Annotated in this window: 12 protein-coding genes; 6 read left to right on the forward strand and 6 right to left on the reverse strand. The window is 72.3% G+C overall.

Annotated features, from left to right (window positions below; all coding sequences use genetic code 11):
* Positions 1 to 325 precede the first annotated feature (325 nt).
* From AB0B55_RS14935 to AB0B55_RS14955, 5 genes are all read left to right on the forward strand, one after another.
* Complete coding sequence (locus AB0B55_RS14935; protein ID WP_357172033.1) at positions 326 to 1,576, forward strand: DUF222 domain-containing protein; 1,251 nt, start codon at positions 326 to 328, stop codon at positions 1,574 to 1,576.
* A gap of 518 nt (positions 1,577 to 2,094) precedes the next feature.
* Complete coding sequence (locus tag AB0B55_RS14940) at positions 2,095 to 5,172, forward strand: S8 family serine peptidase (RefSeq protein WP_357171949.1); 3,078 nt, start codon at positions 2,095 to 2,097, stop codon at positions 5,170 to 5,172.
* A 95-nt stretch (positions 5,173 to 5,267) separates the two neighbouring features.
* A complete protein-coding gene (locus tag AB0B55_RS14945) occupies positions 5,268 to 7,700 on the forward strand; it encodes an AAA family ATPase (protein ID WP_357171950.1) in 2,433 nt (810 codons plus the stop codon).
* A 94-nt stretch (positions 7,701 to 7,794) separates the two neighbouring features.
* Complete coding sequence (locus AB0B55_RS14950) at positions 7,795 to 8,670, forward strand: SMP-30/gluconolactonase/LRE family protein (protein WP_357171951.1); 876 nt, start codon at positions 7,795 to 7,797, stop codon at positions 8,668 to 8,670.
* A gap of 191 nt (positions 8,671 to 8,861) precedes the next feature.
* Positions 8,862 to 9,965 carry an L-dopachrome tautomerase-related protein gene (locus AB0B55_RS14955; RefSeq protein WP_357171952.1) on the forward strand — a complete coding sequence of 368 codons (1,104 nt, stop codon included), beginning with the start codon at positions 8,862 to 8,864 and terminating at the stop codon, positions 9,963 to 9,965.
* Positions 9,966 to 10,100: 135 nt separating this feature from the next.
* On the opposite strand, the gene AB0B55_RS14960 is transcribed toward AB0B55_RS14955, so the two are convergent.
* Entirely contained in the window at positions 10,101 to 10,856 is a 756-nt protein-coding gene (locus AB0B55_RS14960; protein WP_357124127.1) for a dienelactone hydrolase family protein, read from the reverse strand.
* Between the two features lie 174 nt (positions 10,857 to 11,030).
* Here AB0B55_RS14960 and AB0B55_RS14965 point away from each other — a divergent pair, with 174 nt between their 5' ends.
* The gene (locus AB0B55_RS14965) at positions 11,031 to 11,954 is read left to right on the forward strand and encodes an SDR family oxidoreductase (protein WP_357171953.1); all 924 of its coding nucleotides are present in this window, start codon (positions 11,031 to 11,033) and stop codon (positions 11,952 to 11,954) included.
* 16 nt (positions 11,955 to 11,970) lie between these two features.
* Here the strand turns inward: AB0B55_RS14965 and AB0B55_RS14970 are convergent, their stop codons facing one another.
* The 5 genes from AB0B55_RS14970 to kdpB all read right to left on the reverse strand — a co-directional run bounded on the left by AB0B55_RS14970 (position 11,971) and on the right by kdpB (position 20,461).
* Entirely contained in the window at positions 11,971 to 13,980 is a 2,010-nt protein-coding gene (locus tag AB0B55_RS14970) for an FAD-dependent oxidoreductase (RefSeq protein WP_357171954.1), read from the reverse strand.
* Positions 13,981 to 14,077: 97 nt separating this feature from the next.
* Entirely contained in the window at positions 14,078 to 14,758 is a 681-nt protein-coding gene (locus tag AB0B55_RS14975; RefSeq protein ID WP_234586659.1) for a response regulator, read from the reverse strand.
* On the reverse strand, positions 14,755 to 17,307 hold the full coding sequence (locus AB0B55_RS14980) for a DUF4118 domain-containing protein (RefSeq protein WP_357171955.1): 2,553 nt from the start codon (positions 17,305 to 17,307) through the stop codon (positions 14,755 to 14,757). The genes AB0B55_RS14975 and AB0B55_RS14980 overlap by 4 nt, the downstream gene beginning before the upstream one ends.
* Before the next feature lie 77 nt (positions 17,308 to 17,384).
* Positions 17,385 to 18,266, reverse strand: coding sequence for a potassium-transporting ATPase subunit C (locus tag AB0B55_RS14985; RefSeq protein WP_357171956.1), 882 nt, complete (start codon positions 18,264 to 18,266; stop codon positions 17,385 to 17,387).
* Positions 18,266 to 20,461, reverse strand: coding sequence for a potassium-transporting ATPase subunit KdpB (kdpB, locus tag AB0B55_RS14990; RefSeq protein ID WP_357171957.1), 2,196 nt, complete (start codon positions 20,459 to 20,461; stop codon positions 18,266 to 18,268). The genes AB0B55_RS14985 and kdpB overlap by 1 nt, the downstream gene beginning before the upstream one ends.
* Positions 20,462 to 20,476: the final 15 nt, after the last annotated feature.

The following is a 20,476-nucleotide window of genomic DNA, read 5'->3' on the forward strand; positions in this document are numbered from 1 at the left end:
GGCGCTCGGGGCCACTTGGGGCGCTCGGGGCCGCTCGGGGCGGTCAGGCCGCTCGGCGCGGTCAGGGCCAGTCGGGGCGGTTCGGGACCGAGCCCGTCGGTGCGGCGGTCAGGCGGTCGGCGCGGCCAGGCGGTCGGTGCGGTCAGGCGGTCGGTGCGGTCAGGTTGTCGTTCGGTGTGGTCGGGGGCAATCAGGCAGCCGTTCGGTGCGGCCAGGGCGGTCGGGCACCGCGCACCGGGCCGGGCACCGCGCACCAGGCACCAGGCACCAGGCACCGATCGATCTTGGTCGTAGAATTGTCGTACAGGTGTTCTATTCTCAAGTCATGCTGGAGGGGTTGACGCAGGCAGAGGCTGCGGTCGTGGCCTGCGCCGAAACGGCGGTTTGGGCCCTTCCCGCGGACGATCTCATCGCCGCCCTCGACGCCGCACACCGCACCGAGCAGCGCCTCGCCGCCGTCAAACTGGCCCTGATTCGAGAGTTGGACGGCAGGGGAACGGCGATCGCTCAAGGCGCGTCGTCCACGGCGATATGGCTGCGCGAACGCCTCCACCTCACCAACCCGACGGCCCGCCGCCTCGTCGACCTCGCCAGCACCCTCGACGCCGGCCACCCCGCGATACGACAGGCGCTGGCCGACGCCGACATCACGCTCGACCAGGCTCGGGTCATCATCGACACCGTCACCGCCGTTCACGCTACCGCCGGCCCGGAAGCCGCCGACAAGGCCGTCACGGTGCTCGTCGACTGGGCCGGGCAATTCGAGCCCACCCTGCTGCGCAAACTCGGCACCCGCATCCTCGACCACGTCGCGCCCGAGACCGCCGACGCCACCGCCAAGGCAGCCCTCGACGCCGAAGCCCGGCGCGCCGCCCGCGAGCGCCACGTCAGTCTCTCCACCCTCACCGACGGCCGCCTCCGCCTCACCGGCACCCTCGACGCCGAAACCGCCGGCCTGCTCCGCGCCGCCATCGATCCACTGACCGCACCAACCGGCCTCGACGACACACGCAGTCCCGGCCAGCGCCGCCATGACGCGCTCGCCGACATCTGTCGACTCGCCCTGCGCACCGGGGAGCTGCCCACCAGGGGCGGCGACTCCGCTCAGCTCGTCGTCACCACCGCCTACGACACGCTGACCCGGCAGCTCAGCGGCGGCCTTCTCGACACCGGCCCCACGCTGACCCCGAATACAGTGCGCCGCCTCGCCTGCGACGCCGCCATCCTGCCCACCGTCCTCGACAGCGCCGGACAGGTCCTCGACGTCGGTCGACAACGTCGCCTGATCAACGGGCCGCTGCGCCGCGCGCTCGTCCTACGTGACCGTGGATGCGCATTCCCCGGCTGCGACCGCCCACCCCGCTGGTGCGAAGCCCACCACATCAGACACTGGGCAAATGGCGGCGAGACCAGCCTCGACAATGCCGTCCTCCTCTGTGGCCACCACCACCGCCACATCCATCACGGCGACTGGCACGTCCGACTCGGCGGTGACGGCCACCCGGTGTTCGTCCCACCGGCATGGCTCGATCCCGAACAAGTCCCACGCCGCAACCACTACCACCGACGCAGATAAGCCAACCCGTCCGACGAGCAAGACCTTCAGTAGGCGAACCATGCCCGCGACCAGGAGCGTCCGTGCGCAGAAGAGGAAACAGGCACGCCACGGACAGGTTGCGAGATGGGCGGCACGGGCACGGGCACGCACGGGCACGGACCGCACGAGCACGACGGCCTGCTGCTCTCTCGACAGCGTCGGGCCGCACAGGCACAGGCGGGCCGGCACGAACACAGACACCGGCAGGCACGAGCACAGACACCGGCACGAACACAGACACCGGCACGAGCACCGGCATCCCGGCGCGAGCACGAACACAGGCACCGCCTGGCACGCGCACTAGCACGACCAGTGGCGGCGGCAGCAGCAGCAGCGGAATCGCCGTTGGAAATGACGCGCAAAGTACCCGTTGCGTTACGAGCTTGTTTCCAAGATGACGGGAAGGTTACGAGTGCTTCTGGAAGATCGGCGCCGATCCTACGTTTCGGCCACCGTCATCAGTCGTGACGGCCGGCACCGAACGTGGAGGCAACGACGTGCCAGAACCGATCACACATCGGCCCGGACGGACCAGACGCGGCGTCGGCATGCTGGCCGCCGTGGCGCTGACCGCGGCCGGCCTGACCAGCCTGCCGGGTAGCGCCACCGCCGCCCCGACCAGCAGTGGCCCGACGGCCCGTTACCTGGTCCAGCTCGCCGAGGAGCCGCTGGCGACGTACACCGGTGGGGTCCCTGGGATCGCGGCGACGAAGCCGGCGCCCGGCGGCAAGCTGAACCGCACCTCCGGCACCGCCAACGCCTACCGCGAGCACCTACGGCAGAAGCGCTCGGCTGTCCTGGCCAGCGTCGGCGTACCGGCCGACCGCACCCGGGTCACCCTGGAGACCGCGTTCAACGGCTTCGCCGCGGACCTGACCGGGCCGCAGGCGGCCCGGTTGCGCGCGACGCGCGGTGTGCGGGCGGTGTACGAGAGCCGCACGGTGCACGCGGCCACCTCGCACACGCCCGACTACCTCGGCCTCACCGGAAAGGGTGGGGTGTGGAAGCAGGAGTTCGGTGGTGAGTCCCGCGCCGGTGAGGGCGTCATCGTCGGCGTCATCGACAGCGGGTACTGGCCGGAGAGCGCGAGCTTCGCGGCGTTGCCCACGCCCCGGCCGGACCAGGCGATCATCGACGCCAAGTGGAAGGGCACCTGCGATGTCGGCGTCGAGGCGCCGGTCACCTGCAACAACAAGGTGATCGGTGCGCGCTGGTACAACGACAGCGGCATCGCCGACGCGTTCCCGGACGACTACGCCTCGCCCCGGGACCGCAACGGTCACGGCACCCACACCGCCAGCACCGCCGCCGGTAACCACGGCGTACGGGCGACGCAGGGCGGCCGTGACCTCGGCATGATCTCCGGTATGGCGCCGGCCGCCCGGCTGGCGATCTACAAGGCGCTGTACGACAACGGCGCCGGCTCGGCGTCCGGTACGGACATCGACATCGTGCACGCTATCGACGACGCGGTCGCCGACGGCGTGGACGTGATCAACTACTCGATCGGTGACGACAGCGAGCAGTTCGGCGCGGTCGACGCGGCGTTCTTCAACGCGGCGGCGGCCGGGGTGTTCGTGGCGGCGGCCGCCGGCAACTCCGGCCCGTACCCCAACACGGTCGACAACTCGACGCCGTGGGTGACCACGGTGGCCGCGAGCACCACCGACCGGCAGAACAACCGGACGCTGACCCTCGGTGACGGCACCCGGATCACCGGGGCGGGCCTGGGCGAGACCGGTGTCGGGCCGGCGCGGCTGGTCTTCGCGCGGGACAGCGCGCTCGACCCGGACGGCGCGTACGGCGCGGGCCTCTGCGCCGACGACACGCTGGACCCGGCCAAGGTCAAGGGCGCGATCGTGCTCTGCCTACGCGGCGAGATCCCGCGTACCGACAAGAGCGTCGAGGTGGCGCGGGCCGGCGGCATCGGGATGGTGCTCTACAACGACGAGCTGAACTCCCTCAACGCCGACGTCCAGACGGTCCCGACCGTGCACATCAACGAGGTGGACCTGGCTACGGTCACCGCGTACGTCGCCAAGGGCAACCCCACGGCGACCATCTCGCCGGCCAAGCTGGAGATCGTCGAAGCGCCGTCGGTCGCCGCGTTCTCGTCGGCGGGACCGTCGAACCTGAACGCCGGTGAGCTGCTCAAGCCGGACATCAGCGCTCCCGGGCAGGACATCGTGGCGGCGTTCTCGCCGTCCATCGGCGGCGAGGACTTCGCGCTGGAGTCCGGCACCTCGATGGCGGCACCGCACATCGCCGGTATCGCCGCTCTGCTGCTGGCCAAGCACCCCGACTGGTCGCCGGCCGCGGTCCGGTCGGCGCTGATGACCAGCGCCACCGACAAGACCGACAAGGGCAACCCGATCAAGATCGGCACCCGGGACGCCACCCCGCTCAACTACGGGGCCGGTCAGGTCAAGCCGGGCGGTGCCTTCGACCCGGGCCTGGTGTACGACTCCGACCAGCGGGACTGGATCAGGTACCTCTGCGGGGTCTCCGCCGACCGTGGCGGCGACTTCGGCCTCGGCGACCTGGAGGGCTGCGACACCACGGGCGCCATCGACACCGCACAGCTCAACTACCCGTCGATCGCGTTCGGCCGGATGGTGGGCAAGCAGACGGTCACCCGGACCGTCACCAACGTCGGCGACAAGACCAGCACCTACTCCTCCTCGGTGCAGGCCCCACCGGGCTACAAGGTCAAGGTCACCCCGGCGAAGATGCAGATCCGTCCCGGTAAGTCCGCCCGCTTCAGCGTGGAGGTCACCAACACGGGCGGCGCGTTCGACACCTGGGCCGACGGCTCGCTCACCTGGAGCGACCAGTTCAAGCACCGCGTACGCACCCCGCTGATCGTGCACAACTCGGGGCTGGTCGCCCCCGACGCCGTCGTCGGCAAGGGGATCTCCGGCAGCGTCTCGATCGCCGCCGAGGTCGGCTACCGGGGCAAGCTGATCTCCCAGCTCGCCGGCCTGACCTCGGGCACCAGCACCGCGGTGACCCTCAAGGGCGACGGGCCGAGCTGGGACTGGAGCACGTCGGACAACCTTCCGGTCCCGCTGCCCGCCTCGATCAGCAGGACCACCCTGCACGTGCCGTCCGGCACCCGCAGCCCACTCGTGCAGGTGACCTCGGCGCGGCCCACCTGCTCCCACATCGACTGGGACGACGAGGAGGGGGTGATGGAGTGCACGGAGTTCAGCCTCAACGTCTACGACCGGAACGGGAAGTTCGTCACCGCCACGGCCAGCGGCCGTGACGGTGCCAAGGTGACGCTCCCGGACGGTCCCGGCGACTACATCGTGGTCGTGGAGCAGGAGTTCACCGAGAACATCGCGGACGAGACCAACGCGTACACCATCACCAGCTACCTGCCGGGCGCGCCGGGCACCTCGACCGGCCGGTCCACCATCGACCCGGCGCAGCGCAGTGTGCAGCCGGGCGCGACGGCGAAGCTCACCCTGCGCTGGTCGGGGCTCATGCCGGGGCGGCGTTACCTCGGGGTACTGGAGTTCCGCAACGGCGACGGGTCGCTCAAGACCGTGCCGGTCACCGTCCAGTCCTGACATCGGCAACGCCCGGCGGACGGTGTGTGACCTGAGTCACCACCGGACCGCCGGGCGGCCGACCGCCCGCGCACGGGTGATCTGCTCGCCCCACGGTGAGCGGCGACGACGACAACACGACGCGGGGCGGCGGGGGTTCCACCTCCGTTCGCCCCGCACGCCTGCGCGGACCCGTCGAGTTCGTCGGACGCAGAGCCGAACTGGCCCAGCTACGCCGCCTCGTCGAGGCCCCGCCCTGCCTGGTCCTGCTCGAAGGCGAGCCCGGCATCGGCAAGAGCCGACTGGTCACCGAACTGCTCGCCACACTTGACGGACCGCACCTGGTCGGCGAGTGCGACGACGTGCCGGAGCCGTTTCCCTTCGGCGTCCTGCTGGATGCCATCCGAGCGGGCGCGGACCGGCTCGGACCGGTCGACACCCTCAACCCGGTAGCGGGCGCCCTGGCGCCGCTCCTGCCCGAACTGGCCGACGCGCTGCCCGCCGCGCCGCCACCGTTGGCCGACCCGGCGGCCGAACGGCACCGCCTGCTGCGGGCCGCCGCCGCGGTGCTGGCCGCGCTGAGCCCGGCCACGCTGCTGCTCGAGGACCTGCACTGGGCCGACCCGGCGACCTGCGAATTCCTCGGCTACCTCAGCGCCCGCCCGGTGGACGGTCTGGCCGTGCTGCTCACGGCCCGCACGCCGCCGCCGGGTGGCAGCACACCGATCCACGACGTGCTCTCGCGTACGCCCCGGGCGGTCACCCGCGTTCCGTTGGGTCCTCTCGACGCGGACGACGTGCGTCGACTGGCCGCCCGGACCCTGCGGTTGGACGAGCCGTCGCCCCGGCTCACCGCCGCCCTGCTCGACCGCACCGCCGGCATCCCGTTCGTGGTGGAGGAGGTGCTGCGGACGCTCGCCGAGCGCGGCGGCGACCCCCTGGCCGACGACAGCGTGCCGTTCGTCCTACAGGATGTGCTGCTCTGGCGACTACGCCCGCTCGACGACGCCACCCGCGAGGTGCTCGGCGCCGCCGCCGTGCTCGGTCGGGCGCCCGATCAGCGTGTCCTCGCCTCGGCGCTCGCCGAGGACCGGACGACCGTGGGCGCGGCGCTGGCCGCCGCGCACCGGGCCGGCGTGCTGCACGACGACGGCGAGGGGTTGCGGTTCCGTCATGACCTGGCCCGCCAGATCGTGTACCACCTGATGCCCCGGGAGACCCGGGAGTGGTTGCACCTGCGCGTCGCCCGGGTGCTGGAGCAGGAGTTGCCCCGCCCGGTCGCCCAGCTCGCCCACCACTACCGGCTGGCGGGTAGCGGCGCCGACTTCGTCCGTAACGCCGAAGCCGCCGCCGACCTGGCCACCGAGCGCGGCGACGACGCGACCGCCGCCGACTTCCTGCTCCAGACGATGGACGTCGCGGAGCTGCCCCGACCGGTACGGGCACGGCTGGCCGGCAAACTCGGCCGGTCGGCCATCGACGGGCTCAGCCAGGCAACCGCGATCCCGGTCCTGGAACGGCTGTTGGCCGACCGCCGGCTGCCGCCCGGCACCCGGGGCGAACTGGGTCTGGTGCTCGGCCGGATGCTGCGTCAGCAGGGCGAGGCCCTGCGCGGGTACACCGAAATCGAACGAGCCGTGCCGTACCTGCGGGCACCGCGCCGCCGGGCCCCGGCCCTCGCGGTGCTGGCGGCCCCCGACACGGTGGTCGGCCGGCACGTCGACGACCACCTGGCGCGGTGCACGGAGGCGGAGGCCGCCGCGGTCGCCAGCCGGGACCCGGCGGCGCACCTCGCGGTACGCATCGCGCGCGCCTCGCTGCTGCTGGAGCTGGGCGACCCGGGCGCGTGGGCGATCGTCGAGGAGCTGCGCGGCTCCGCCGACCTGGTCGACCGACCCCGCGAACACGCGCGGGCCTGCCTGAACTGGGCGCAGGGCGCGCTGCACGCCGGGCACCTGTCCCGGGCCACGGCGCTTCTCGCGGACGGCCGCGAGCTGGTCGAGGAGACCGGTTACCAGCGGCTCGCCTCCCTCGTGGAGGCGACCGAGCTGTCGCTGGACCGGGCCGCCGGGCGGTTCGACGGGTTGGCCGAACGGCTGTCCCGGCTGGTGGTCAGCGCCGAGCGGATGCCGGTGACCCTGCTCGACGCGCGGGCCGACCTGGCCACCGTGCTGGCCCGCACGGCCACCGGCGACGACGAGGTACGGGCGGCCGACGGCGCGCTGCGTCTGGTGGTGACGGACGCGCGGCGGGTCGGCGCGATCTGGCCGCTGGTGCAGGCGCTCTCGGCGCTGGCTCGGCTGGTCCTGCGCGGGCTGCCGGACGAGGCAGTGCGGCACGCGACCGAGGCGCTGACGCTGGTGCGGGCCAAGGGCATCCTGGCGTGGGCCGCCGATGCCGTACTGGTGCTGGCCGAGGCGGCCGTGACGGCGGCTGATCCGGCCCGCGCGGCTGGGGCGGTCGCCGAACTGGAGGCCGGGATCGCGGGCCGGGACGCGCCGCTCGCTCTCGCCGCGCTGCGTCGCTGCCGGGAGCTGGTCCCGGCCTGAGCCGGCGCGGGAGCGTGGATGGGGTGGGCGCGCGGTACGGTCCGCGCAACGGCACGGACCCCTGCCACCGCCGGGAAACCGCAGGAGGAACGAGATGGAGCTGACCGAACCGACCGTCTGGAACACGGAGCGGTTGGAGCTGGGCGAGGGGTTGCGCTGGGTCGACGACCGGCTGGTCCTGGTCGACCTGCTGGCCGGGCGTCTGCTGGAGACCGACGGCGACCGGCCCGCCCCGCTGAAGGAGCTACGCCGGCTCGACGTCCCGCTCGGCGCGGTCGCCCCGGTGGCCGACCGACCCGGCGAGTGGCTCGCCGCCGCCGGCACCGGCGTCGCCGTGCTGCCCGCTGCCGGCGCTCCCCGGCCGATCGCCGAACTGGTCGCCGACGCGCCCGAGCCCACCCGGATGAACGATGCGGTCGCCGACCCGCACGGCCGCTTCTGGACCGGCAGCATGACGTACGCGCAGACCCCCGGCGGCGGCACGCTGTTCCGGCTGACCCCGGGCGCCGCGCCGGTGTCCGCCGTGACCGGCATGTCCATCCCGAACGGGCCGGCGTTCGACGCCACCGGCACCACCATGTACCTCGCGGACACGCCGCGTGGCGAGATCGACCGGTTCGCCGTCGACCCGGCCACCGGTGACCTGCACGGGCGGACGCCGTTCGTGCGGCTGTCCCCGGACGAGGGCAGCCCGGACGGGATGACGGTCGACGCGGCGGAGCACCTCTGGGTCGCGTTGTGGGGCGGCTCCGCCGTCCGCCGCTACCGGCCGGACGGCAGCCTGGACCGGGAGATCCAGCTACCGGCGGCCCAGCCGGCCGGCATCTGCCTCGGCGGCGCCGACCTGCGGCGTCTCTTCATCGGCACCGCCTCGGTCGGCCTCACGTCGCCCGGTCCGCTCGACGGCGCGCTGCTCGCGGTCGACGTCGGTGTCCCCGGCCTGCCCATCTCCCCCGCCCACGCCGTCTGACCCGACGTCGGACGGCCACCGACGACCCACGCCGAACCGGTCCGACCCGACGTCGGGCGGCCGCTGACGACCCGCGCCGGACCGCAGAGCGGCAGAGGCATATCGGACGCCGGGGCGGGAATAGCCACGCCGGAAGCGGCAGTGGGTCGACCGACAGGGAGCTGGACGATGAGCACCGTGGAGCGTTCGTCATGAACGGGCCGGTCGGCGACGAGCCGGTTGGCGAGTTGGAATTGGTGCACACCTTCACCGGCCCGATGCCGACCGGGGTGAGCGTCTCGCACCAGGGGCGAATCTTCGTCAACTTCCCGCAGTGGGGTGACGACCCGCCGGCCGGCGTGGTCGAACTGCGCGACGGCCGGGAGGTGCCCTTCCCCGACCAGGCGTGGAACAGCCCGTCCGGCATCGACGACGCGGGCGCGTTCGTGTCGGTGCAGAGCATCGTGGTGGACCCGGCGGACCGGCTCTGGGTGGTGGACACCGGCAGCCCGAAGCTCCAGCCCACGAAGCCGGGTGGGCCGAAGCTGGTGCGGATCGACCTGGACAGCGACACCGTGGCCCAGGTGATCACCTTTCCGCAGGACGTGGCGCCGCCGACGACGTACCTCAACGACGTCCGCTTCGACCTGCGTCGGGGCGAGGCCGGGGTCGCCTACCTCACCGACTCGACGGACTCCGGGCCGAACGGGATCATCGTGGTGGACCTGGCCAGCGGCGCCTCCTGGCGGCGGCTGCACGATCACCCGTCCACGAAGGCGGACCCGGTGACGACCTTCCGCCCCTTCGTCGAGGGTCGTCCGCTCATGAACCGCCCGCCGGACGGCCCGCCGAAGCCGCTGGCGATGGGCTCCGACGGCATCGCCATCTCGGCCGACGGCGAGCGGCTGTACTACTCCCCGCTGCTGTCCCGGCACCTGCACAGCGTCTCGGCCGAGGCGTTGGCCGACCCGTCGGTGACGCAGGAGGCGGTCGCGGCGACCGTCGTCGACGAGGGGGACAAGGGCACCGGGTCGGACGGCCTGGAGTCCGACGACAAGGGGCGGCTCTACTTCACCTCCTACGAGCACAACGCCGTGCTGCGGCGACTGCCGGACGGCGAGTACGAGACCTTCGTACACGACCCGCGCCTGCTGTGGCCGGACACCATGTCGGTGGCCGTCGACGGGCACCTCTACGTGACCGCGAACCAGCTGCACCGGCAGCCGCAGTACCAGCGGGGCCGGGACCTGCGACGCAAGCCGTACGCGCTGTTCCGGGTGAGGATCGACGCCGGCCCGGTGCTGCTGCGCCCCTGACCGGGTAGGCATGGCCGTGCGGGCGGCGGGTAGCCCGTCGGGTGGCCGACTGACATGAGCTGTTCGTCCCGGACACCCCGTTGGTGGAGATCGTGGTTCGGGGCAGCGTCATGCACCTCGCGCTGTTCGCCCGCGTCAGCGCACCGGCAGGACACGGTCCAGCAGGTCGAACAGGGCCGCCCAGTGCCGCTCGGTGGCCTGCTCGTGGTACATCGGGGTGTCGGCCATCGTGAAGCCGTGGTGCGCGCCCTCGTACACCTCGGAGCGGTAGCGCACCCCGGCGGCGTCGAGCGCCTGCTCCAGGGTGGCGATCTGCTCGGGCGTCATGGACTGGTCCGCGTCGGCGTGCCCGAAGTACAGCTCGCCGCTGATCGAGCCGACGCCCAGGTGCGGGCTGTCCGGCGCGTCGGTGACGACCCGCCCGGCGTGGAAGCTGGCGACGGCCGCGACGCGGTCCGGGTACGCCTCGATGGCCCGCAGCGCGTTCGTACCGCCCATGCAGTAGCCGGTGATCACGACCGGGCCCGGCCGGACGTCGTCGCGGGCGGCCAGGAAGTCCAGGTACGCGGCGGTGTCCCGGCTGATCACGTCGGGGGTCAGCGCCCCGATCAGCGGCACGATCTTCTCGAAGAGGGCCCCTCGCTGGTCGGCCTCGCCGAGCCGGGACAGGTCGAACAGGGGCGCCCGGCCGGCCCGGTAGAACAGGTGGGGCGTGAGCACCAGGTAACCGCGTTCGGCGATCCGCTCGGCCATCTCCACCAGTCGGGGCCGGGGGCCGAAGGCGTCCATGAAGAGGAGCACGGCGGGGAACGGGCCGTCACCGTCGGGCCGGGTCAGGCTCGCGTCCGCCGTTCCGTCGCTGGTCGGGATGTCCACCGTCGTCGTCTGCACCGAGCCTCCTCGTACGCCGATCTTGGTCCGTTCGGAACGTTACTCGCCCTGTCTGAGCAGCGGTCCGCCAGCCAGGGATCGGCGATCCCTGGACGAGGTCACCCTGAATACCGGGCGCGAACCGACCCAGTGTTGTCGGCGACCGATGAAGGACGCCGCGACGTGGAGGTTGTCGTGCTCGATGAGACCGTTGGGGACCTGACCGGAAAGCTCGCCGTGGTGACCGGCGGCAGTGACGGGCTGGGGCTCGCCCTGGCCAAGCGGCTGGCCCGCGCCGGAGCGGAGGTGGTGCTGCCGGTCCGCAACCCAACCAAGGGTGACGCCGCGCTGGACGCCGTCCGGGCCGCCGCGCCGGGCGCCACCGTGTCGACCCGGCAGCTCGACCTCGCCTCGCTGGACTCGGTGGCCGCACTGGCCGACACACTGCTCGGCGAGGGGCGACCGATCCACCTCCTGATCAACAACGCCGGTGTGATGACGCCACCCACCCGACACACCACCGCCGACGGCTTCGAGCTGCAGTTCGGCACCAACCACCTCGGCCACTTCGCGCTGACCGGACGGTTGCTGCCGCTGCTGCGGGCCGGACGAGCCCGGGTCACGTCCATGTCGAGCAGCGCCGCACGCTCCGGCAGGCTGGACTGGGACGACCTGCAGAGCACCCGACGGTACGGGGCGGTCCGCGCGTACAACGCCTCCAAGCTGGCCACGCTGCACTTCGGGCTGGAGTTCGACAGGCGCAGTCGGGCCGGCGGTTGGGGCGTCACCAGCAACGTGGCGCACCCCGGCACCACCATGACCAACCTGTACGCGTCCGGGCCCAACCTGGGCCGAAGCCGGCCCTCGCCACACCACGCCCTGATGAGCCGGCTGGCCCGCTGGGGCATCCTGGTCCAGTCGGTGGATGCCGGCCTGCGGCCCGCCCTCTACGCGGCCAGCAGCGAGCGGGCGCAGGGCGGCCGGTTCTACGGGCCGGACGGTCTGGGGCAGTTCACCGGCGCGCCGACCGAGTTGACCGTTTACCGTGCGGCCCGCAGTACGGACGACGCGGCCCGGCTGTGGACCGTCTCCGAAGGGCTGGTCGGCGTCGAGTACTGAGCGGAGACGCGCCCGTTCAGGCCGGTACGAAGCGCACGGCGTCGGCGACCACGTAGCCGTCGGTGTCCTCCGTGCGGATCAGCACGCTCCCGTCGCTGCCCGCGGTGAACGGGTAGGTGCCCATCGACACCCACTGGCCGCCGGACTGCCGCTGGTCGACGGTCCGGGTGGTCACCCCACCGGAGTACGCGATGTCCACCGGCACGTTCGTCGCCCGGTTCGGGTCGGCGGTCCAGCGCAGGTGCACGGTCCACGAGCCGGCGGTGGGCAGCGTCGGGCGGAACCGCAGCCGGTTGACGCCCTTGGCGGTGTTGCCGTCGTGCTCGTAGTCCGCGCCGTAGTAGCCGCCGATGCTGGTGCTGCGCAGCCACGTCCCGGCCCGGGTAACCCCGCTGGTCGAGGCGTTGTCCACGATCACCTCGCCGGGCGTTCCCCAGTCGAGCACCGCGCCGTCCTGGCGCAGCCGGGCCTGCAGGGCGGGTACGGAGACGGCCTGCACGGCGAGGTCGCCGGTGAGCGCCAGCGACGCCGCGGTGGCCGCCGCCTGCCCGAGGATCATGAACACGGGCTCCATCCGGATCGAGCCGTACGCGATGTGGCTGGCCGACAGGCAGACGGGCACGAGCAGGTTGGCGCACTGGTTCTGGTGCGGGACGATCGCGCGGTAGCTCACCGGGTACGGCTGCGGGACGCTGATCTGCACGTCCCCCTCGTTGCGGACCCGCCCGTCGACCACCACCCGCTGGCAGTTGTGTGAGTCCATCGTGTAGCTGGCCAGGCCCACCGAGTCGGTGACCCGCGTCCGACCCCGGCAGTCGGCCTCGGTCATCACGTACGCGGAGACCATCCGGCGGGCCTCGCGGATGTAGAGCAGCGGTGGCCAGCCACCCGTGCCGGTGAACTCGTCGACGGGCAGCCCCCACCGGGCGGTCGAGTCGCGCACGGTCGCCGGCAGCCGGGGGTCGTTGGCCAGGAACCACATCAGTCCCTGCTGGTATGTGCGGTGCTCGGCGATGATGCTCTCGCGGACGGCCCAGCTCGCCGTCGGGTACGCGTAGTTGAAGCCGATGTCGTCGGTGGAGACCGCGCCGTTGTTGTTGGAGTCGGTCTTGCCGCCGCCGATGGATGCGGTGGTGAAGTACGGCCCGGTGTAGCCGGCCTGGATGTGGCGCAACAGCAGCTCGTACCGGATCGGGTCGTAGCCGGACGGCCTGGCGAACGGGATGCGGTTCGCCGCCTGGGTGAGGCACATCCGGAAGCAGTACGCCTGGATCCGGTCGTCACCGCTGCCCTGCGGGGCGAGCGGGGTGGTGGAGATGCCCGGCAGCAGGCCGCTGGCCGGCGAGCCGGCCGTCACGTACGGGTCGACGGGGTAGACGAACTGGTGGGTGTTGCGGGACTGCACCCCGTTGATCGTCTCGCCGTACGTGTCGTTGGACTCCCTCCCCACGGTGAAGCTCACCCCCGCCATGGCGAGCAGGTCACCCTCGTAGGTGGCGTCGACGAACACGCCACCTGCGTAGACCGAGCCGTCCTCGGTGCGCAGCTCGGTGATCCGGTTGCCGGCGCGGCCGAGGCTGGACAGTCGGGCTCCGACGACCACCGGGACGCCCGCCTCGGCCAGCATCTCGGCGAAGATCTCGGTGGCGACGTGCGGTTCGAAGGTCATCCGCAGCGGGGAGGTCGGCGTGAGCGTCCCGCCGTGGTACTTGACGTACACCCGGCGGTAGAACTCGGCGGCCAGCCCGCCGATGGACGCCTGGACGCCGGTGTCGGTGGCCCCGAGCCCGGCGGTGCTCAGCCCGCCGACGTGGCTGGTGGGTTCGACCACCACGGCGGTGCGGCCGAGTCGGCGCATGGTTATCGCGGCGGCCAACCCGCCGGCGGTGGCGCCGTAGACGACCAGGTCGGCGGTGGTGACGGCGGCTCTGACGGGGCCGGCGCGGAACGGGTCGGCCAGGCCGGCCAGGACGAGGCCGGCGCCCCCGGCGGTCAACAGCCGGCGACGGGACAGGGGCAGGGACACGGCGCACTCCAAGGGGTAACCGGAGGGGACGGTTACAGAAGCACGCCGCTGCCACTGCTAGCGAAATTCTTCAATCTCGGCGGGCGGGTGTCAACGGTCAGGGACGGTAGCGGTAGCCCATGCCCGGCTCGGTGATGAGGTGGCGGGGGCGGGCCGGATCGTCCTCCAACTTGCGCCGGAGCTGGGCCAGGTACTGCCGCAGGTAGTTGGTCTCGTTCTGGTACTCCGGCCCCCACACCTCCTGCAGGAGCTGGCGTTGGCTGACCAGCTTGCCGGGGTGGCGCAGCAGCTTCTCCAGCACGCTCCACTGCGTGGGGGTCAGCTTGACCTCGGTGTCGTCGTCGCGCCAGACGCGGTGGTCGGCCAGGTCGACGGTGTGCCGGCCGATCCGCAGCGCCGGCACGGCCTCGGTGGGGCCGCCGAGCCGCCGGGTCACCGCGCGGATGCGGGCCAGCAGCTCCTCCACCCCGAACGGCTTGGTGACGTAGTCGTCCGCGCCCGCGTCCAGCGCGGCGACCTTGTCCTCGCTGCCGGCCCGACCGGAGAGCACGATGATCGGCACGGCCGTCCAGCCGCGCAGGCCACGGATCACCTCGACGCCGTCGATGTCGGGCAGGCCGAGGTCCAGGACCACCAGGTCGGGCGGGTGGCTGGCGGCGGCCTTCAACGCGGCGGCCCCGGTCGCGGCGACGTCCACGTCGTACCGGCGGGCGCGCAGGTTGATCCGCAGGGCCCGCAGGATCTGCGGTTCGTCGTCGACGACCAGGATGCGCGTCATTCCTGCGGCTCCTCCGGGCTGGTCTGGGCGGCGGCGGGCAGCCGCAGCACCATGGTGAGACCCCCGCCGGGGGTGGTCTCGGGGGTGATGCTGCCACCCATCGCCTCGGCCAACCCCCGGGACAGGGCGAGCCCGAGGCCGACGCCGGTCTGGTTGTCCCGGTCACCGAGGCGCTGGAACGGCAGGAAGACGTGCTCCCACTTGTCCTCCGGGATGCCGGGCCCACGATCGATGATCCGCAGCTCGACCTCACCGGCGTGCGCGCTGGCGGTGATCGTGGGCGGCTGGTCGGGCGGGCTGTAGCGCAGCGCGTTGGCGATGACGTTGACCAGCACCCGTTCCAGCAGGCCGGGGTCGGCGGTGGCCGCCGGCAGGTCGGCCGGGATGTCCGTGGCGACGGTCGCGGCCGCCGGGCCAAGTTCGTCCAGGGCCAGGGGTACGGCGTCCTCCAGACCGATGGTCGTCGACGTGATGCCCAGCGCGCCGGCCTGAAGGCGACTCATGTCGAGCAGGTTCGCGACCAGTCGGGCGAGGCGGTCGAGCGACTCCTCGGCGGTCTCCAGCAACTCCTCGCGGTCCGCCTCGTCGAACTCGATGTCGTGGCTGCGCAGGCTGGTCACCGCCGCCTTAGCCGACGCCAGGGGCGTACGCAGGTCGTGGCTGACCGCCGCGAGCAGCGCGGTGCGCATCCGGTCGGCTTCGGCGAGGGGCCGGGCGGTGGCGGCCTCCTCGGCGAGCCGTTCCTGGCGTAGCGCGACGGCGGCCTGGGCGGCGAACGCCTCGACGATCCGCCGGTCGGCGGCCTCCAACCGCCGGCCGCTGAGCACCACGGTGATGCGCTCGTCGACGGGTACCGCGGTCTCGCCGTCGTCCGGCGTGCAGGCCGGCTGCTCACCGACGCTGGCCACGACGCACCAGGCGTGTTCCTCGCGGGCCCGCTCGGGGCGACCGCTCGCCTCCTCGGCCAGCTCCAGCAGACTCACCGCGCGCAGCCCGAACGTCTCGCGGAGCTGGTCGAGCAGGGCGGCCAGCGGACGTTCGCCGCGCAGCACCCCACCGGCGACGGCGGCGAGGGTCTGCGCGTCGGCGGCGGCGCGCGCGGCCTCGCGGGTCCGCCGGGCGGCCACGTCGACGATCCAGCTCACCGCGAGGGCCACCCCGACGAAGACGGCGAGCGCGAGCAGGTTGTCGGCCTCGGCGATGGTGAGCGTCCGGTACGGCGGGGTGAAGAACCAGTTGAGCAGCAGCGACCCGCCGAGCGCGGCCACCAGCGCCGGCCACACCCCGCCGACCAGCGCGACCCCGACCACTCCGGCGAGGAACAGCAGGATGTCGTTGGTCAGCGTCAGGTCGGGCAGCGCCTTGAGCAGCAGGGTGAGCAGCGGCATGCCGAGCACCGCCAGGCCGAAGCCGAGCAGCCGGCGACGTCGGGACAGCGCCGCGGGCACGGCCGACGCCCGCCGGCCCTTGCCGGCCTGCTTGTGGGTGACCAGGTGTACGTCGATCGAGCCGGAGAGCGCGGTGGTGGTCACCCCGACGCCCCGGGCGAAGATCTGCGCGAGGCGACCCCGCCGACTCGCGCCGAGCACGAGCTGGGTGGCGTTCACGCCCTGGGCGAAGTCGAGCAGCGCGGCCGGCACGTCGGTGCCGAGCACCTGGTGGTATGTGCCGCCCAGGCTCTCCACGAGCACCCGTTGGCGGGCGAGTTGGGCCGGGTCGGCGCCGGCCAGACCGTCGCTGCGGGCCACGTGCACGGCGAGCAGGTCGGCGCCCTTGCTGCGGGCCGCGATCCGGGCGGCCCGGCGGATCAGCGTCTCACCCTCCGGGCCGCCGGTCAGCGCCACCACGACCCGTTCCCGGGCCTCCCAGGTGGCGGCGATGCCCTGCTGGCTGCGGTACCTGTCGAGCTGCTCGTCGACCTTGTCGGCCAGCCAGAGCAGCGCCAGTTCGCGCAGCGCGGTGAGGTTGCCGACCCGGAAGTAGTTGCCCAGCGCGGCGTCGATCTTGTCGGGGCGGTAGATGTTGCCGTGCGCCATCCGCCGGCGCAGCGCCTCGGGGGTCATGTCGACCAGCTCGACCTGCTCGGCGGCGCGGACGATCTCGTCCGGCACGGTCTCCCGCTGGGTGGTGCCGGTGATCTGCGCGACGACGTCGTTCACCGATTCCAGGTGCTGCACGTTGACCGTGGACAGCACGTCGATCCCCGCGTCCAGCAGTTCCTGGACGTCCTGCCAGCGTTTGTCGTGCCGCGAGCCGGGCACGTTGCTGTGGGCCAGCTCGTCGACGACCGCGATCTCCGGCCGGCGGGCCAGCACCGCGTCCACGTCCATCTCGGTGAACTCGGCGCCCCGGTAGGTCATCGTGCGGCGGGGCACCTGCTCCAGGTCGCCGATCATCGCGGCGGTGTGCTGCCGGCCGTGCGTCTCCACGAAGCCGATCACCACGTCGGTGCCGCGCGCGGCCCGCCGCTGGGCCTCCTCCAACATCGCGTACGTCTTGCCGACGCCGGGAGCGGCCCCGAGATAGATGCGTAGTTCTCCGCGTGGCACGGGAACCATCCTCTCAATGTCGAAGGAAGGGCCCCTTACTAACGCTATGCGTTAGTAAGGGGCCCTTCCTTTCACGCTCAGCGCGCCGGGAACTGCTTGTCGAGGGCGATGTTGAGTTCCAGCACGTTGACGCCGGGCGCACCCATGAAGCCGAGCCCCCGCCCGTCGGTGTGCTCCTCGACGAGCTTGCGGACCACCGCCGGGTCCGCGCCGCGCTCCCGCGCGACCCGGTTCACCTGCAACTCGGCGTACGCCGGGCTGATCTGCGGGTCGAGACCGCTGGCGCTGGCGGTGACCGCGTCGGCGGGCACCGCCGGGTCGGCCGGCGCGTCGCCCCGGATCGGGGTGACCACTCCGCCCGCGGCCACGTAGTCCTCGCCGGGCTTGGCCAGCTCCACGGTGACCCCCTGGTACGAGGGAACGAACGGCGTCGCCGGGGCGACCTGGTTGACGCTGACCACCCGGGTGACCGGGCCGGTCAGGCCGTCGGCGCGGAACACCGCGAGTACGGCGCCCACCCCGTCGTCGGTGCAGAACGGACGCCGACCGTCGACGCCGTTCAGCTTCCCGACCGCCTTGCTGCGCCCGCAGACCTGGGTGAGCAGGCTCTCGCTGGACTCCTCCGGGTCGCTGGCGATGGTGTCGACGACGCTCTCCGGGCCGAGGTTGCTGGCCGAGGTGGACGTCGGGTCGTAGCCGTCGCCGGCGGCCGACGGGCGGGACTGGAAGTAGCGGGCGACGGGGTTGCCGTCCGCGTCGGTGAAGGACTGGCCGATCAGCGAACTGCCAACGGTGGCGCCGCCCGAGGTGATCAGCGAACCGTCGGCCTTGTGGTTGAGGCCGGGCAGTTGGCCGAGCGCGACCAGGGCCAGCGGGTAGACCAGGCCGAGCAGCACCGTGAAGACGAGCAGGGCGCGCAGGGCGGCGAGGTGTTGGGCGATCCAGGTGGGTAGACGCATCACGAAATCCCCGGGATGAACTGGATGAGCAGGTCGATGATCTTGATCCCGATGAACGGCACGATGATGCCGCCCAGCCCGTAGACCAGCAGGTTGCGGCTGAGCAGCTTCGACGCGGCGGCCGGCCGGTACCGCACGCCGCGCAGGGCGAGCGGGATCAGCGCGATGATCACCAGGGCGTTGAAGATGACGGCGGACAGGATCGCCGACTCCGGGCTGGCCAGCCGCATGATGTTCAGCGCGTCCAGGCTCGGGTAGAGGCCGGCGAACATGGCCGGGATGATCGCGAAGTACTTCGCGATGTCGTTCGAGATGCTGAACGTGGTCAGTGCACCGCGGGTGATCAGCAACTGCTTGCCGATCTCCACGATCTCGATCAGCTTGGTCGGGTCGGAGTCGAGGTCGACCATGTTGCCGGCCTCCTTGGCGGCCGACGTGCCGGTGTTCATCGCCACCCCGACGTCCGCCTGGGCGAGCGCCGGGGCGTCGTTGGTGCCGTCGCCGGTCATCGCGACCAGCCGACCACCCTCCTGCTCCCGCTTGATCAGCGCGAGCTTGTCCTCCGGCGTCGCCTCGGCCAGGAAGTCGTCCACTCCGGCCTCGTCGGCGATGGCCTTCGCGGTACGGGGGTTGTCACCGGTGATCATCACGGTCCGGATGCCCATCCGGCGCATCTCGTCGAACCGCTCGCGCATGCCGGACTTGACCACGTCCTTGAGGTGGATGACGCCGAGCGCGCGGGCGGGCTGACCGTCGACGTGTTCGGCGACGACGAGCGGGGTGCCGCCGGTGCCGCTGATCGCGTCCACGATCTCGCCGACCTGCTCGGTCGGGTGACCGCCGTTCTCCCGTACCCACTTCATGACCGCTGCGGCGGCGCCCTTGCGGACCCGACGGGCGGTGCCCGACGCGCCACCGTCGACGCTGGCGTCCGGGGTCAGGTCGACGCCGCTCATCCGGGTCTGCGCGGTGAACGGTACGAAGGTGGCGTGCGGCATGACGCCGGGCTCGCGTTCGCGGAGCCCGAACTCGTTCTTCGCCAGCACGACCACCGAGCGCCCCTCCGGGGTCTCGTCGGCCAGGCTGGAGAGCTGGGCGGCGTCGGCCACGGTCGCGGCGTCGACGCCCTCGACCGGGACGAACTCGGCGGCCTGCCGGTTGCCCAGCGTGATGGTGCCGGTCTTGTCCAGCAGCAGGGTGTTGACGTCGCCGGCCGCCTCGACGGCCCGACCGCTCATGGCCAGCACGTTGCGCTGGACGAGGCGGTCCATGCCGGCGATGCCGATGGCCGACAGCAGCGCGCCGATGGTGGTGGGGATCAGGCAGACCAGCAGCGAGACCAGCACGACGCCGGTCACACCGGAGCCGTTGATCGCCCCGCTGTCCGGTGCGGCGGCCTGGTACGCCTTGGAGAAGATCGCCAGCGGCTGGAGGGTGACCACGGCCAGCAGGAAGATGACCGTGAGCGCGGCGAGCAGGATGTTCAGCGCGATCTCGTTCGGCGTCTTCTGCCGGTTGGCGCCCTCGACCAGGGCGATCATCCGATCGATGAAGCTCTCGCCGGGCTTCTGGGTGATCTTCACGATGATCCGGTCGGAGAGCACCTTGGTGCCGCCGGTGACCGCGCTGCGGTCGCCGCCGGACTCGCGGATGACCGGGGCCGACTCACCGGTGATGGCCGACTCGTCGACGCTGGCGATGCCCTCGACGATGTCGCCGTCGCCGGGGATGATCCCGCCGGCCTCGATCAGGACGATGTCGCCCTGGCGCAGCTCCGGCGCGGGCACGGCCTCGTCGCGGTAGGTGTTGGCCCGCGCGCCGGGCTTCCAGTCGACCAGCCGGGTGGCGATGGTGTCCTGCTTGGCCTGCCGCAGGGCGGCTGCCTGGGCCTTGCCCCGACCCTCGGCGACCGCCTCGGCCAGGTTGGCGAAGATCACGGTCAGCCACAGCCAGGCGGTGATCGCCCAGGCGAACACCGACGGGTCGGTCACCGCCAGGACGGTGGTGAAGGCCGCGCCGACCTCGACGATCAGCATCACCGGGTTGCGCCACAGGGTGGCCGGGTTGAGCTTGCGTACGGCGTCCGGCAGGGACCGGACGAGCTGCTTGGGGTCGAGCAGGCCTCCACCGATCCGGTTGCCCTGCGTCGCCGGGCTGCCGGGAAGCTGCTCTGTCGGGGCGGACGTGACGGACATGTCCTCGTTCCTCAT

It is taken from the genome of Micromonospora sp. NPDC049107 (genome assembly GCF_040648595.1).
Taxonomy (GTDB): domain Bacteria; phylum Actinomycetota; class Actinomycetes; order Mycobacteriales; family Micromonosporaceae; genus Micromonospora.